Genomic DNA, 14,303 nt, shown 5'->3' on the forward strand with positions numbered 1-14,303 from the left:
GCCCCACGCGCCTGACGGCGTTCGGGCGCGCGCCGTGCCAGGCGTCCTGGCCGGCCGGCCGGTCCAAACGGGCAGTCCTGAAGCGCGTTGCACCGTCGCCGGAGGACGGCGGCGACTCCCATGAGGCTTGCGCCGTGCGGCCTACGGCTCTTGCCAAGTTTCCGGGTTCGGGTATCCTTCCTGGCAGCTTCGCGACAACGCCGGACCGCAAGGGAGCTTTGCCGATGCGTATGAAACCTTCCCTGCTTCGCGCCGCCCTGCTGGGTCTGTGTCTGCTGTTGGCTGTCCCGGAAATGGCCCTCTCGGCCTCAATGCCTGCACAGGCCGCCCCGGCCCCGTCGGGCCGGGTGAACCTGGAATTCGGCCAGGGCGTGCACTGGCTGCAAAACGGCAATGGCGTCGTCATCAAGCTGCGTACCGTCACCAAGGGCGTTTCCCTCGACCTGGGGGCCGACGGCCTGGTCATCAAGTTCAAATAGGCGTCCGCGGGACGCCCAAACCAGACGGAATGCCTGCCTGCGGCAGCCCATGGCAGCCTCGGGCAGGAAGATCCGGGAGGCCGGACCATGACCAGCCAGGAACAACGGGCGATTTTGACGCTTTGTCTGATGGCCGCCTTTGCCGACGGCGGCAACGACGCCACGGAGCGTGAGCAGATCCGGAGCATCGCCGAAGGTCTGTCGGCCGAGGCCGCCCAGGAGTTGTCCGGGCTGTATCAGGACGTGCTGCTCGGCCGCGCCTCCCTGGAGACGGCGGCCTCGGCGCTGGCCGACCCGCAGGTCCGCCAGTTGGCCTATGAAATGGCCGTGTGCGTGTGCGACGCCGACGGCGCGCAAAGCCCGGCCGAAGGGGATTTTCTGGAACGCCTGCGGGCCGCCCTGGCCCTGGACGTCGCCGCGTCCCGGGAGTTTGCCCACGCGGCGGCGGAAGTGGCCGACGCGCCCCTGGAAGCCGGACCGGATCCGGCGGCCACGGCAGCCCCGGCCGGCCCGGCCAACGCCCCGGCCGTGGACGCCCAGGCCCTGGACAAGACCATCCTCAATTATGCCATCTTAAACGGCGCGCTGGAGATTTTGCCCCAGTCCCTGGCTTCCATGGCCATCCTGCCGCTGCAGCTCAAGATGGTCTACGCCGTGGGCAAGACCTATGGCTTCGAGCTGGATCGCGGCCACATCAAGGATTTCGCGGCCGCCCTGGGCGTGGGGTTGACCGGGCAGTTCGTGGAGCAGATCGGGCGAAAGCTTCTGGGCGGCCTGTTTAAGGTCGCGGGGGGCGACTTCTTCGGCGGCGTGGGCAGCGCGGCCACGGGCGCGGCCTTTTCCTTTGCCACCACCTACGCCCTGGGCCAGGCGGCCAAGCTGTACTATGCCGGCGGCCGCTCCATGGACATGGAGCAGCTGCGCCAGATGTTCGCCTCGCTTTTGGAGCAGGGCAAAACCATGCAATCGAGCTACGCCGAGGCCATCCGGGAGAAGTCCCGGACCGTGGACGTCAATCAAATCGCCGCCCTGGTGCGGGGACAGTAGGCCGGCCGGGAACTGGGAGGGCGCATCATGGGTCGTTTGTCGTGGCACAGCATTTTCCGGGCGCTGGCGTTTTGCGCCGTGCTGACGGCTTTTTGCCGGCCAGCCCTGGCCGGTTCGGAGTTGTTGCGCGGGGGCACCTATTTCCTGCCCGTCTACTCCCACATCTACATCGGCGACCGGGCCAGGCCGTTTCTTCTGGCCATCACGGTGAGCGTGCGCAACACCAGCCTCACCGAGCCCATGACCCTGACGGCGGCGGATTTCTACGATTCCGACGGGACTCTGCTCAACCGCTACATCGATGCCCCCAAAACCATTGAGCCTTTCGGCTCCATGCGCCTGACCGTGGCCGAATCCGAGAAGCACGGCGGGGCCGGGGCCAAGTTCCTGGTCTCCTGGACCGCGCGCACGCCCGTGACCGCGCCCCACGTGGAAGCGGTCATGATCGGCAGCGGCGGTCAGCAGGGCATTTCCTTCACTTCCCAGGCCGTTCCCCTCAAGATTGAGCGCTAGTGGCGTCTTCCCAAAAGGCGCAGCCCGTTGGCCGCTGGGGTAGTGGCGGCTTTTGTCAAGGGCCACCGCCTGTCATGATGGGCCATAACATTGGCCCAGGCCCTGTGCCCTCTTTTCCCATGGTTGGGGTCCGGGGGGATCATCCCCCGGGTGGGTCCAGGGCAAAGCCCTGGCCGCCGGAGGCGTCCTTTCAGGAACGTCAACGCGGGGACGCCCCATGAAGTTTCTCGCCGCCCAGGTCGGCTACCTGCTGCAAAACAGCTCCTCGCGCCGCAACCTGCGGTTCCTGGTCAATTTTGTCCTGACGCTCGTGGCCATGGTGGTGCTGTATTCCGTGGTGTTCCACTGGATCATGCAGCGCGACGGCCAGGAATATTCCTGGGTCACGGGCTTTTATTGGACGCTCACCGTCATGTCGACCCTGGGCTTTGGCGACATCACCTTCACCAGCGACCTGGGGCGACTGTTTTCCATCATCGTGCTGTTGACCGGCATCATCTTTTTGCTGGTCATGCTGCCGTTCACCTTCATCCAGTTCTTCTACGCTCCCTGGCTGGAGGCCCAGGCCCGGGCCCTGGCCCCGCGAGAGCTGCCGGTGGGCACGAGCGACCACGTCATCGTGGTCGGCGACGACCCGGCGGCGCTTAATCTCAACAAGAAAGCCCGCCAGTACGGCTACGCCTGCCTGCTTTTGCGCTCGGACTCCAAGGCGGCCACCGACCTCTATGACCAGGGCTACGCCGTGGCCGTGGGCGACTACGACGACGCGGACACCTACCGCCGGCTGCGGGTGGACGGCGCGGCCATGGTCGTGGCCCTGGACAACGACATGCGTAACGCCAACGTGGCCTTCACCGTGCGCGAGGTCAGCCCGGCCACGCCCATTGTCAGCAAGGCCGACCAGGAAGAGTCCCTGGACATCCTGAAGCTGGCCGGCAGCACCCAGGTGTTTCATTTCACCCATCTGCTGGGCGAGGCCCTGGCCCGGCGGGCCAGGGGCGGGGACATGCAGTCCGGGATCATCGGCCGCATAGGCGAGATCGTAGTGGCCGAGTGGCCGGTCATGGGCTCACGCCTGGAGGGCCGCACGCTTCGGGAGTGCGCCCTGCGGTCCGTGGCCGGGGTCAACGTGGTCGGGGTGTGGGAGCGCGGCCGGTTCGAGCTGCCGGACCCGGACCAGGCGTTGCCGCCTGGCGTCGTGTTGATGCTGGCCGGCACCGAAGGGCAGATCGAGACGTTTCGGGATTTCGCCGGGGAAGCGCCGCCAAGCGACGCGCCGGCGGTGATCCTTGGCGGCGGCCGGGTGGGCCGGGCGGCGGCCGGACAGTTGCGCCGCCGGGGGATCGATTACCGCATCGTGGAGAAAAATCCCGGCAAGCTCATGGAGTCGTACCGGGTGGTGGCCGGCAACGCCGCCGACCTCGACGTGCTGGTCAAGGCCGGCATCCGCCAGGCCCCGACGGTTTTCATCACCACCCACAACGACGACATGAACATCTATCTGGCCATCTACTGCCGCAAGCTGCGGCCGGACATCCAGATCATCAGCCGGGCCACCCTGGACCGCAACATCGGCGTGCTCCACGCGGCCGGGGCCGATCTGGTCATTTCCTATGCGTCGCTGGTGGCCAACACGGTGATCAATCTGCTCAATCCCGACAAGGTGCTCATGTTAAACGAGGGCCTCAACATGTTTCGCATGGCCGTGCCGGCCGAGCTGGTGGGCAAGAGCCTGGCCGAAAGCCGCATCCGGTCGCTCACCGGCTGCAACGTGGCGGCGGTGAGCGCCGGGGAGGGGCTGGAGGTCAATCCCGACCCGGACCGGCCGCTTCAGGCCGGGACACGGCTCGTACTCATTGGCAACGCGGCCGCCGAACAGCGTTTCCTGGAGCGTTTCCCGTCCCGGCCCGCCGTCTCCTGACGGGCGTTCCCCGTCCTCCGCCCCCACGCTTCCGAGCTTCCCGACCGGCCAAACGCCAATCCCCGTCGCCCCCCCCTTTACCCTTTTCCCCAACTGGGGGGTCTGGGGGCCTCAGGCCCCCAGCCGCCGGAGGCCTCCCCTCTTTTCATCTCACCTCACCTCACCCCGGCAGGGTGCAGGCTTCCATGGCGTGGCGGGCCAGGCCGGCTCCGGCGCGTTCGTACATGTTAAATACGGCGCACACCCCAAGGGAGGCCAGTTCCTCGACTTCCTCGGGGTAGCGGGCCACGGCGGCCACGTGGCCGGTGAAGCCCAGGTTTCGCAGTTGGCGGGCGGCGAACATGTTGCCGTGGTGGTTGGGCATGGCCAGGATGACCATTTCGCAGGCGTGGCCGTTGCGCAGCTTGAGCCAGAATTCGGTGTCGCAGGCGTCGCCCACGATGACGTTGCGCCCTTGTCCCCGGTTGCGGTCGGCCCGGGCCGGCACGTGTTCCACGCCCAGGAGCGAATCGCCGTAGGTTTTGTGCAATTCGTCGTAGGCCCCCATGCCGATGCGGCCCATGCCGAGGATGACGGCCCGGGTGGCGCCGAGGTCGATGGCGACTTCGTGGGGATGGGGTTTTCGGGGTTCGAAGCGGCGCAGCCAGCCGACCATGGCCCGGTAGACGGCCTCGGACCGGGCGCTAAGGGGCGCGCCGATAAGAAAGCTCAGGCTCACGGCCATGGCGATGACCAGGAGCCAGTCCGGGGACAGCGCGCCGCCGCGGGCGGCGATGGCCGCGACGATGAGGCCGAATTCCGAATAGTTGGTCAGGGTCAGGGCGGTAAACAGGCTGGTGCGCGGCCGCAGGCCGAAGCGGCTGACGACCAGATGGTAGATGCCGGTCTTAAAGGGCAGCAGCAGGCACAGGAACAGGGCGGCGGCCAGCATTTCGCCGTTTGGCAGGCCCTTCATGCCCACGGACAGGAAAAAGCCCACCAGCATGAGTTCCTTGAAGCCGAACAGCGCCTTGGACAGTTCCGAGGCCCGGGGATGGCCGGCCACCAAAACGCCCATGACCAGCGCGCCGAGGTCGGGTTTGAGGTGGACGAGGTTGAAGCCTTCCGCGCCCACGCCCAGGGCGTAGAACAGGCCGCACAGGATGAAGAGTTCGCCCCGGCCGGACTTGTCCATGAGCCAGAAAAAGGCCGGCCGTAAAAAAGGCAGGGCCAGCACGGCCACGGCCCAGACCGACGGGATCTTGCCTTCCGAGATGGCCAGGTAGAGCACGGCAAAAAGGTCCTGCATGATGAGGATGCCGATGGTCACCACGCCGTAGAAGGCCGACATGTCGCCTTTTTCTTCCAGGGCCTTGACCGCGAAGACGGTGCTTGAAAACGACAGGGCAAAGCCGAGCATGAGCAGGATGGGCCAGTCCAGGGCGAAAAGCGGGCTGACGCCGAGCTGCTTGACGGCCAGGAGCATGGCGAAGGTGAAGCCCGTGGACAGGAGCATCTGGGCGGTGGAGCTGGCCCAGATGATGGGCTTGAGCAGTCCCCGGACGTCGAGTTTGAGGCCGATGGAAAAAAGCAGCAAGGTGATGCCGAGGTCGGCGGCCACATCGAGTCCGGGCGGGCGGGTCAGGCCCAGGAAGTTGTAGGCGAATCCGGCGGCCAGGAACCCGACCATGGGCGGCAGGCCGACCCGGGACAGGACCATGCCGAAGGCAAAGGCGAAGCTTACGAGAATGACCAGCATCCGAGACGTCCCCGTGTGTTGCGGTTACGGCGGCGCGTGCGGCGGGGCCGGGCCGGCCCCGGCGGTGAGGCGCGCCATAGCGAAAGAGGCCTTTTCTTTCTTTTTTGAAAGGAAAGATCAAGCCCCGGGGACGCTAGGGCCTGGTCGGCCTCGGGATCAGGCGACGCGGTCCGGCGTGTCCCAGGGCGGTCCCTGGCCGGCCTCGGGGTCGGCCTCGGGGTCGGCCCAGGCCCCCGCGCTCTGGCGGGGAAAGTCGCCCAAGTGGGTGGAAAAGGCCGCGTCCAGAAAGGCGTCCACCCATTGGAAGATGTCGTGGCGGCGGATGATGGCCCGAATGGCCCGCATCCGCCGTCGCCGTTGGCCCGGGGCCATGGCCGCGCCGTCGCGGATGGCCTCGGCCACGCCCACGACGTCGAAGGGATTGACCATGACCGCGTGGCGGTGCAGCTCCATGGCCGCGCCGGCGAATTCGCTCAGGCACAGGATGCCGGTCTCGGCCACGTTGCAGGCGGCGTATTCCTTGGCCACCAGGTTCATGCCGTCGCGAAGCGGCGTGACCAGGGCCATGTCGCTGGCCGCGTAATAGGCGATCAGTTCGTCGTGGGGCAGGTTGCGGTAGACGAAATGCACCGGAGCCCAGCCCGGCCGGGACCAGCGGCCGTTGATCTCGCCCACCATCCGTTCGATGTCCTCCTTCATGGCCCGGTACTGGGGCACTTCCTCGCGGCTGGGGACCAGCACCTGGATCAGGCAGACCTTGCCGCGCAGTTCCGGGTAGCTGGTGAGCGCCGTTTGCAAGGCGTCCAGGCGTTGGGGCACGCCCTTGGTGTAGTCGAGCCGATCGGCCCCAAACAGCAGGAAGCGATTGTCAAAGGCCTGGCGGATGTCCTTGGCCGTTTGCCGCACGCCTGGGTCGCGGGCTCGGTCGGCAAAGGCGGCGAAGTCGATGCTGATGGGGAAAACGCCCAGCCGGGTGGTTTCGCCGGCCAGGGTCAGGGTGACGATCTCTCCGCGTCCCTTGCGCATCGCACTTGGGTGCAGGCGCTTGACGACGTCGAAGAAGTTGCGCCGGTCGCGCAGGGTCTGGAAGCCGATGAGGTCGAAGTCGAGCAGGGCGTCGACGAGCTCGCGCCGCCAGGGAATCTTGAGGAAGATGTCGGCCGGCGGAAAGGGGATGTGCAGGAAAAAGCCCAGGCGCGGGGAGCGGCCCTTGGCCTTGAGCAGGCGGGCCACGAGCATGAGGTGGTAGTCGTGGACCCAGACCAGGTCGTCGTCGGTGGCGGCGGCCGCCGCCGCCTTGGCGAAGGTGGCGTTGGCCGTGCGGTAGGCTTCCCAGTAGGCGGGCAGGAAGTTGCAGGGCATCTGGAATTCGTGGAACAGCGGCCAGAGGATTTCATTGGAAAAGCCTCGGTAAAACCCTTCCACCTCGGCCTCGGTCAGGGAGACCGGACGCAGAAAATAGCCGGCCTGGCGGGAAAAGTTTCGGCACAGGGCGGTCACGCCCTTCTCGCTGGTTCCCGGCCAGCCGATCCAGGCCCCGCCCCGGTTGCCCAAGACCGGGGCCAGGGCCGTCACCAGCCCGCCGGCGCCCTGGCTGGCCGTGAGTTCACCGTCCGGGCCGCGCCCGACGGCGATGGGCAGACGGTTGGACAGCACGATGAACCGGCGTTTTTTGTCATTGGGCATGGGATCTCCCGGGTTGCGGTTGTCTGCTCGCGGCCGCGTCGGCCCAGGCGGAAAGGAACCGGAGCAGTTCCTCGGGCGGGGTGAGGGCGTAGCGCGCGGCGCTTGGCCGGTCGGGGCGGCCGGCCAGCACGCCCGCATCGTTTGGGCCAAGGGCCTGGAAAGCGTCCTCGTCGGTGAGGTCGTCGCCGACGTAGACCAGGACCGTTTGGGGATTTTCCCGGGTCAGGGCCTCCACGGCCAGGCCCTTGTGAAAGCCCGGCAGGCGCAGCTCCAGGCCGCCGTCGAAGGGGTGCAGGGCCAGGCCCGTTATTTGGGCCAGCTCGGCCCAGGCCGGGCCGATGCGTTCTGCCAAGGCCTGGCGGGCGGCGGCGGGAAGGCCCCGCCAGTGCAGGGCCAGGCCGGCGGGCTTGGACTCCAGCGCCTCCCGGCCGGCCACTGGCAGGGCCAGGGCCATGGCCCGGACCAGGGCGGCCTGCGTTGCCGGGGCTGTGGCCGGTTGGGTGACGGGTTGGCCGGGCCCGAGCCGCTGGGCTCCGTGGCAGCCCCAGACTGTCGAGGGCCGGGCCGGGGCCAGGAAGGCGGCCGCCGTCGCGGCCGGCCGTCCGGTGACGACGGCGAACCGGCCCGAGCCGGCCTCGGGCAGCCGGGCCAGGATCTCGACCACGCCCGGGTAGGGCCGGGCTTCGTCCCGGCGCGGCGTGAACGGGGCCAACGTGCCGTCGTAGTCCAGCAGCAGCAGCCCGTCACGCCGGCCGCTGAGAACGGCGGCCAGGGCCGGATCGGCCAGGAGGGCGTCCAGGCCGGGCAGGTTGCGGCCCGACCTCACGCCAGTTCCCCCAGGCTGCCCAGGGCGGCCAGGACCAGGGGCACGTCGTCCGCCCGGCTGGACTCCATGGCCCGCTGGATGGTCCGAAGCCCCTGGTCGATGACGAAGGCTGCCAGGAGCGTTGTTCGGACCTCGGCCGAGGCCGGCAGGAAGGGCGCCTCGTTGGCGGCGTCCAGATAGGCGGCCAGGACGGTCCGGCAGGCGTCGGCCAGCCAGGCTTCGATCCAGGCTTCCAACAGCCGGGCCTGGCTCGGATTTTCGGCGGTGTGGCGGGCCTGGACACGCCGGGCGGCCACGGCGGCGGACAGGAGCAGGCTGGCCACGTCGCGTAGGGGCGAGCGCTTGATGCGTCGCTCGCCCAGGGGCAGGCGCACGTCGCCGTCAAAGTCGGTGAGCACAAGCTCCTGACCGGCCCGCAGGATGTTTTCCAGCTGGAAGTCGCCGTGGATGCGGATGCGCGCGCCCTGCGGCGCAAGGCTTCGCAGGGCGGCCAGGCGGCCGAGCAGCAGGCGTCTGGGCAGATGGCGCGGGGGGCTGTCTCCGCCCTTGGTCCGTGCGGTTTCCACGGCCAGGTTGGCCCGGTGCAACTGGTTGCGCATGGCCTGATAGATGGAGCGCAGGTACAGCCGGGTAAAGGGTTCCGGGGCGAAGTCCCGGCCCGGGACCCGGGCCAGGGCCAGGTGAAGCCGGGCGGCCAGCCCGCCGGCCTGGCGGAAGAACTCCTGGGGATAGCCGTCCATGGCCTGGGCCGGGGGCGGGGCCGGGGCGGCGGCGGCCAGGGCTTGGCCGCAAAAACGTTCCAGGGCTTCCTGGACAAAGGCTTCGCCGGTGACGGCCCCGGCCGCGTAGGCGCTGGCCACGGCCAGGGTCATGGGCTGGCCGCGCTGGCGCTGGTGCGTGAGGCAGGCCAGGATTCTCGGGGCGGCGTCAAAGCCCTGCCGGGCCAGGGCCAGGGGCAGTTCCAGCTCGGGGTTGACGCCTTCCTCGGGGCGCAGGAACACCTTGAGAAAGACCGCGTTGTCCAGGGAAAAGGTCATGGACTGGGGCTTTCGGGTGATGGGGCGGATGGTGGTGGCCTGGGCCATGGGAGCGCGCCGGGCCTTGGGGGCATGGCCCTGGCCGGCGAAACTCCCGGCGATTCCCCGGCGGGCCTTGCCGGCGGCCATGAAGGCGGCCAGGGCGGCCACCGAGGCCGGATCGTACAGGCCGCGCAGGAGCCGGGCCGGTCCGTCCGGGCACTCCAGCTCGGCCAGCACGGCCTCGTCCCCGGCCTCGGCGGCCGAAGGGGCGGCCTCCATGGCCCTGGCGGCCAGGAGGAAGGCGGCGGCCGGCTCGGCCTGGCCCTGGCGGACCTCGGCCAAAAGCAGGCTCACGGTCCGGCCCGGGGCGTGCAGCACCAGTTCGTCCACGGCCCTGGCCTCGGCCACGGCCGCGCCGACCAGCCGGGCGGTCAGGCCGGCCAGGGCCGGGGGCAACACGTCCCCGCCGGGCACGGACAGGGTTTCCTGGTCGCGGATCTCCCGGGCCGCTTCGCCTCCCAGACAGGCCGGGCCGGCGGGCGCGGCCGCGTCGGCGTCGGGTTCGGGCTCCAGGCGGAACCAGAAATAGTCGTGGCCGCCCATGGTCAGGACATAGGGCGCGCGGCCGATGACGGGGAAGCGGGTCTGGCCGAAGACGTCCACCGGGGTGAACCCGGCCAGTTCGGCCAGGTCGAGTTCGGTGGCCTGGGCCTGGCGGGAGAGGTTGATGACGGCCAGCAGCCGGTGTTCGCCGTGGCGGCGCAGCAGGGCCAGGACCTTGGTGTTTTCGCCGGCCACAAAGCGCAGATCGCCGCGGCCCAGGGCCGGCTCGGCCTTGTAGGCGGCCAGAAGCCGCCGGGTCCACCACAGAAACGAGGACGGGTTGCGCTCCTGGGTCTCCACGTTGACCCGCTCGAAATGGTATTCCGGGTCGCTGACCACGGGCAGAAACAGGCTCTGGGGATTGGCCCGGGAAAAGCCGGCGTTGCGGTCCGGACTCCACTGCATGGGCGTGCGCACGCCGTTGCGGTCGCCGAGGTGGTAGTTGTCGCCCATGCCGATCTCGTCGCCGTAGTAGAGGATGGGCGTGCCGGGAAAGGACAGCAGCAGGATGTTTATGAGCTCCATGCGGCGGCGGTCGTTTTGCATCAGCGGAGCCAGCCGGCGGCGGATGCCCAGATTGATGCGGGCCTGGGCGTCGCGGGCATAGGCCCGGTACATGGCGTCGCGTTCCTCGTCGCTGACCATCTCCAGGGTCAGTTCGTCGTGGTTGCGCAAAAACAGCGCCCACTGGCAGTTTTCCGGGATGGCCGGGGTCTGCTCCATGATGTCGATGACCGGATAGCGGTCCTCGGACCACAGGGCCATGAAGATGCGCGGCATGACCGGGAAATGGAAGGCCATGTGGCATTCGTCGCCGTCGCCGAAATAGGCCACGGCGTCCTCGGGCCACTGGTTGGCCTCGGCCAGGAGCATCCGGCCGGGAAAGCGCTCGTCCACATGGGCGCGCAGTTCCTTGAGAAAGGCGTGGGTTTCGGGGAGGTTTTCGCAGTTGGTGCCGGGGCGCTCGAAGAGGTAGGGCACGGCGTCCAGGCGCAGGCCGTCCACGCCCATGGTGAGCCAAAAGTCCACCACCTTGAGCATGGCCTGGCGCACGGCCGGATTGTCGTAGTTGAGGTCTGGCTGGTGGGCGTAGAAGCGGTGCCAGTAGTAGGCCTTGGCCACGGGATCGAAGGCCCAGTTGGCATTCTCGAAATCCTTGAAAATGATGCGGGCCTGGCGGTACTTCTCGGGCGTGTCGCTCCAGACGTAGAAGTCCCGGGCCGGGGAGCCGGGCTTGGCTTGCCGGGCGCGCTGGAACCAGGGGTGCTGGTCCGAGGTGTGGTTGAGGACCAGTTCGGTGATGACACGAAGGCCGCGTTTGTGGGCCTGGCGCAGGAAGCGCCGGAAGTCGCGCAGGTCGCCGTAGGCCGGATTGATGCCGCAATAATCGGCGATGTCGTAGCCGTCGTCGCGCAGCGGCGAGGGGTAAAAGGGCTGCAGCCACAGCGCGCCCACGCCCAGGCGTTCCAGATAGTCGAGGCGGTCGATGAGTCCGGCGAAATCGCCCACGCCGTCGCCGTCGCCGTCGGCGAACGAGCGGACGTGCAGTTCATAGACAAGAGTTTCCTTATACCACATGCGGTTCCTTGCGGGTCTGCGCCGCCTGCCGCTGCGCCGTCGTCGGCCGTCCTTTGCTGGCGGCGGGTTGTCCGGGCAGGCGCGGGCGCGGTTGGCGAAACGCCCCGGCCGGCCGTGTCGGGTCAGGCCGGGGCGGGCGCGCCGGGGCGGAAGGTTGTCCTTCGCCGGAAATTGGACGACAGTGGAGGTCCGGGCAAGGCGGCTGCCTTGAAACATCGGCGCGCCGGGAATGGCAGCTTGGACCATAAGACGGCGCGCGTGAGGCCGCCATGATATTGGGGAGGAAAAAATCTCATGCCTCACGGCATCACCGAGGTCATCGCCCAGATGGTGCGGGAGTCGGACAGGCCGGCCAAGGCCCTGGCCAGGGAGCTTGGCAAGCCTTATTCCACCTTCATGCGGGAACTCAGCGGCAACGACAAGGGGGCCAAATTCGGCGTGGAGCAGCTATTGCCGCTCATGCAGGCCTGCGATTCGGTGCTGCCCCTGCGCTATCTGGCCGCGCGCATGGGTTGCCGGGTGGCGGCCCTGGAAAACGCCGCCCCGGGGAGGGCCACGCTGCATGAGGAGCTGCTTGATTCCTACGACGCCATGACCCGCTACCACCGGGCCATCCGGGACGAGGAGCCCCTGGAGCGGGTGGCCGAGCTGCGCGAACGGGTCATCGGCCAGGTGCAGGAGGATTTTTTGGCTTACCGCCGCAAGAAGACGGGCGAGGAGAGCTAGGGCGGAGCCACGACAAAGCCCCCGGCCGTCGGACCGAGGGCTTTGTCATCGCGCGTCGGGAAGCTCCTACTGCCCGGGCGCGCGGCCGGGCGACTGGGACACGCCGTCGTCGTAGGGCGAATAGCCCTTGGGCGCGGGCCTGCCCGGCACGGAGACGGCCTTGGTCATCTTGTCCTTGTCGTAGAGCCGGGCCAGGGCGTCGATGTCCAGGCTGTCGGCTTCCAGGAGCCGGGCCGCCGGGCCGGCCTGCTCGGTGGAATAATAGCCGAGCTTGAGCGAGCCGGCCGCCGGATTGGACTTGAGCTTGATCTTGGTCTTGCCGGCGCGCCAGCGCAGGGTTTCCACGCCGCCCTCGGTGGAGACGGAGGGCTTGCCGTGGCGGGCCGAAAGCTCCTTGGCCATGGCGTCGCGGCTGGTCAGGCCGTCCAGGCGCACGTAAGCGGCGAACAGCCGGCCGCCGGCGAAACCGTAAACGACCACCGGCGACTTGCCGCCGATGCGGTAGCCTTCCTGAAGATTGACGGCATAGGTCGCGTCGCCGTCGGATTTGAGAATCATGAACGCCGGAAGCGACGTCAAAGGCGTGCCGAACGCCGTTCCCGAAAATCCGTCGGCCTTGCCGGCCAAGGCTTCGGACCCCGCCAGAATGCACATCGCCAGAACCATCAGGACGATCCAACCGCGCATATCCCCTCCTTGCCGTGTCGTGGGCCACCGTATCGTTACCCAGGCGACCAGCGCAAGACGGTTCGCCATATTATTCGCTGCGCCAAAGCCGTGCCGCAGTCCGATTGGCGCGCCGTCGGTTCTTGGACCCTTTATCTTGCGGCGGATGGCGCAATTCGACTCCCTGCGTCACGTGCTCGGTGGCCCATTGCCAGTCCGCCTCGGGCGGCCCAGGAACCAGGTGGCGACGGCGGCCAGGAGCATCAGCCCGGCGATGCAGACGAAGGCCTCGCCAAAGCCCCCGGTGCGGGCCTTGACGAAGCCCATGACGGACGGCCCGGCAAAGCCGCCGACATTGCCCAGGGAATTGATGACCGCGATGCCGGCGGCGGCGGCCTGGCCGGTGAGGAAGGCCGTGGTCAGGCCCCAAAACGGGGCCAGCGCCCCCCAAATGCCCATGGCCGCCAACGACGCCCCGGCCAGGGAGCCGGCCAGCCCTTCGGCCCAGGCCATGACGGCCATGCCGCCAAGACACAGCCCCAGCGATCCCAGCACATGCCAGCGCCGTTCGCCCAGCCGGTCCGAGCTGGCCCCGATGGCCGTCATGCCGACCATGGCGAAGGCGTAGGCCACCATGACGAGCAGGCTGACGTGCATGGTCCGGTCCGGCCCGTCCGGCAACGCCTCGGCCAGGATCTGGGGTAGCCACATGACCAGGCCGTACATGGCCACCACCACGCAGAAATAGACGAACCCGGCCAGCCACACCGGGCGGCTCAACAGTCCTTGTCGCAGGCGGGCGGGATGCAGGGCGGCGATCTCCCGGCGTTCGGCCTCGATGGCCGCCGTCAGGGCGGCCGCTTCCTCGGGCCGCAGCCAGGCGGCTTGCCCCGGCGTCTCGGGCAGCCGGCGGTAGAGGACCACGCCAAGGACCACGGCCGGCAGGCCCTCCAGCAGGAACAGCCATTGCCAGCCGGCCAGGCCGTAGGTTTGATGCAGGCTCATGATCCAGCCGGAAAGCGGGCTGCCGATCAGCCCGGCCAGGGGGGTGGCGGTCATGAACAGGGCCACGGCCCTGGCCCGGTGGGTCAGGGGGAACCAGCCCGTCAGATAATAGATGATGCCCGGGAAAAACCCGGCCTCGGCCACGCCCAGGACAAAGCGCAGGACAATAAAGCTCGTCGGGCCGGAGGCGGCGGCCAGGGCCACGGTGGCCAGGCCCCAGCTCACCATGATGCGGGCCAGCCAGACCCGCGCCCCGATTCGGGCCAGGATGAGGTTGCTGGGCACTTCGAACAGCACGTAGCCCACGAAGAAGATGCCGGCCCCAAGGCCGTAGGCGGCCTGGGACAGGCCGAGGTCGGCGTTCATGGTCAGGGCGGCGAAGCTCACGTTGATGCGGTCGAGGTAGGAGACCACGTAGAGCAGCCCCAGAAAGGGCAACAACCGCCAGCGGGCCTTGGCCACGGCGACGGTGAGCAGGGGGTCGGACATGGCGGCC

At 68.5% G+C, this 14,303-nt stretch carries 11 protein-coding genes; 5 read left to right on the plus strand and 6 right to left on the minus strand.

The annotated features are described in order from the left end of the window. Positions 1–224 precede the first annotated feature (224 nt). From C3Y92_RS02545 to C3Y92_RS02560, 4 genes are all read left to right on the plus strand, one after another. Complete coding sequence (locus C3Y92_RS02545; RefSeq protein WP_129349200.1) at positions 225–479, plus strand: hypothetical protein; 255 nt, start codon at positions 225–227, stop codon at positions 477–479. A gap of 87 nt (positions 480–566) precedes the next feature. Next, on the plus strand, positions 567–1,526 hold the full coding sequence (locus C3Y92_RS02550) for a YcjF family protein (RefSeq protein ID WP_129349202.1): 960 nt from the start codon (positions 567–569) through the stop codon (positions 1,524–1,526). A gap of 27 nt (positions 1,527–1,553) precedes the next feature. Then, positions 1,554–2,039 (plus strand): DUF3124 domain-containing protein, encoded by a 486-nt coding sequence (locus tag C3Y92_RS02555; RefSeq protein WP_129349204.1) that lies wholly within the window; start codon positions 1,554–1,556, stop codon positions 2,037–2,039. Positions 2,040–2,256: 217 nt separating this feature from the next. Beyond that, entirely contained in the window at positions 2,257–3,960 is a 1,704-nt protein-coding gene (locus C3Y92_RS02560; protein WP_129349206.1) for a potassium channel family protein, read from the plus strand. Positions 3,961–4,120: 160 nt separating this feature from the next. On the opposite strand, the gene C3Y92_RS02565 is transcribed toward C3Y92_RS02560, so the two are convergent. The 4 genes from C3Y92_RS02565 to treS all read right to left on the minus strand — a co-directional run bounded on the left by C3Y92_RS02565 (position 4,121) and on the right by treS (position 11,410). Beyond that, positions 4,121–5,698, minus strand: a complete 1,578-nt coding sequence (locus C3Y92_RS02565; RefSeq protein ID WP_129349208.1) for a cation:proton antiporter family protein — start codon at positions 5,696–5,698, stop codon at positions 4,121–4,123. 156 nt (positions 5,699–5,854) lie between these two features. After that, positions 5,855–7,384, minus strand: coding sequence for an alpha,alpha-trehalose-phosphate synthase (UDP-forming) (locus C3Y92_RS02570; RefSeq protein WP_129349210.1), 1,530 nt, complete (start codon positions 7,382–7,384; stop codon positions 5,855–5,857). After that, complete coding sequence (otsB, locus tag C3Y92_RS02575) at positions 7,374–8,210, minus strand: trehalose-phosphatase (RefSeq protein ID WP_129349212.1); 837 nt, start codon at positions 8,208–8,210, stop codon at positions 7,374–7,376. Before otsB ends, C3Y92_RS02570 begins: the two co-directional genes overlap by 11 nt. Beyond that, entirely contained in the window at positions 8,207–11,410 is a 3,204-nt protein-coding gene (treS, locus tag C3Y92_RS02580; protein WP_129349214.1) for a maltose alpha-D-glucosyltransferase, read from the minus strand. Before treS ends, otsB begins: the two co-directional genes overlap by 4 nt. A gap of 294 nt (positions 11,411–11,704) precedes the next feature. Between treS and C3Y92_RS02585 the strand changes: the two genes are divergently transcribed. Then, positions 11,705–12,136, plus strand: a complete 432-nt coding sequence (locus C3Y92_RS02585; RefSeq protein ID WP_129349216.1) for a phage regulatory CII family protein — start codon at positions 11,705–11,707, stop codon at positions 12,134–12,136. Between the two features lie 66 nt (positions 12,137–12,202). Here C3Y92_RS02585 and C3Y92_RS02590 read toward each other — a convergent pair whose 3' ends face one another. Beyond that, the gene (locus tag C3Y92_RS02590; protein ID WP_129349218.1) at positions 12,203–12,823 is read right to left on the minus strand and encodes a hypothetical protein; all 621 of its coding nucleotides are present in this window, start codon (positions 12,821–12,823) and stop codon (positions 12,203–12,205) included. A 168-nt stretch (positions 12,824–12,991) separates the two neighbouring features. Continuing rightward, positions 12,992–14,296: an MFS transporter gene (locus tag C3Y92_RS02595; RefSeq protein WP_129349220.1), complete on the minus strand. Its 1,305-nt coding sequence runs from the start codon at positions 14,294–14,296 to the stop codon at positions 12,992–12,994. Positions 14,297–14,303: the final 7 nt, after the last annotated feature.

It is taken from the genome of Solidesulfovibrio carbinolicus (genome assembly GCF_004135975.1).
GTDB lineage: Bacteria > Desulfobacterota > Desulfovibrionia > Desulfovibrionales > Desulfovibrionaceae > Solidesulfovibrio > Solidesulfovibrio carbinolicus.

Bases quoted from the DNA above. Each gene is read 5' to 3' on its own strand.
- C3Y92_RS02545 (WP_129349200.1), top strand. From the start codon at position 225: ATGCGTATGAAACCTTCCCTGCTTCGCGCCGCCCTGCTGGGTCTGTGT.
- C3Y92_RS02550 (WP_129349202.1), top strand. From the start codon at position 567: ATGACCAGCCAGGAACAACGGGCGATTTTGACGCTTTGTCTGATGGCC.
- C3Y92_RS02555 (WP_129349204.1), top strand. From the start codon at position 1,554: ATGGGTCGTTTGTCGTGGCACAGCATTTTCCGGGCGCTGGCGTTTTGC.
- C3Y92_RS02560 (WP_129349206.1), top strand. From the start codon at position 2,257: ATGAAGTTTCTCGCCGCCCAGGTCGGCTACCTGCTGCAAAACAGCTCC.
- C3Y92_RS02565 (WP_129349208.1), bottom strand. From the start codon at position 5,698: ATGCTGGTCATTCTCGTAAGCTTCGCCTTTGCCTTCGGCATGGTCCTG.
- C3Y92_RS02570 (WP_129349210.1), bottom strand. From the start codon at position 7,384: ATGCCCAATGACAAAAAACGCCGGTTCATCGTGCTGTCCAACCGTCTG.
- treS (WP_129349214.1), bottom strand. From the start codon at position 11,410: ATGTGGTATAAGGAAACTCTTGTCTATGAACTGCACGTCCGCTCGTTC.
- C3Y92_RS02585 (WP_129349216.1), top strand. From the start codon at position 11,705: ATGCCTCACGGCATCACCGAGGTCATCGCCCAGATGGTGCGGGAGTCG.
- C3Y92_RS02590 (WP_129349218.1), bottom strand. From the start codon at position 12,823: ATGCGCGGTTGGATCGTCCTGATGGTTCTGGCGATGTGCATTCTGGCG.
- C3Y92_RS02595 (WP_129349220.1), bottom strand. From the start codon at position 14,296: ATGTCCGACCCCCTGCTCACCGTCGCCGTGGCCAAGGCCCGCTGGCGG.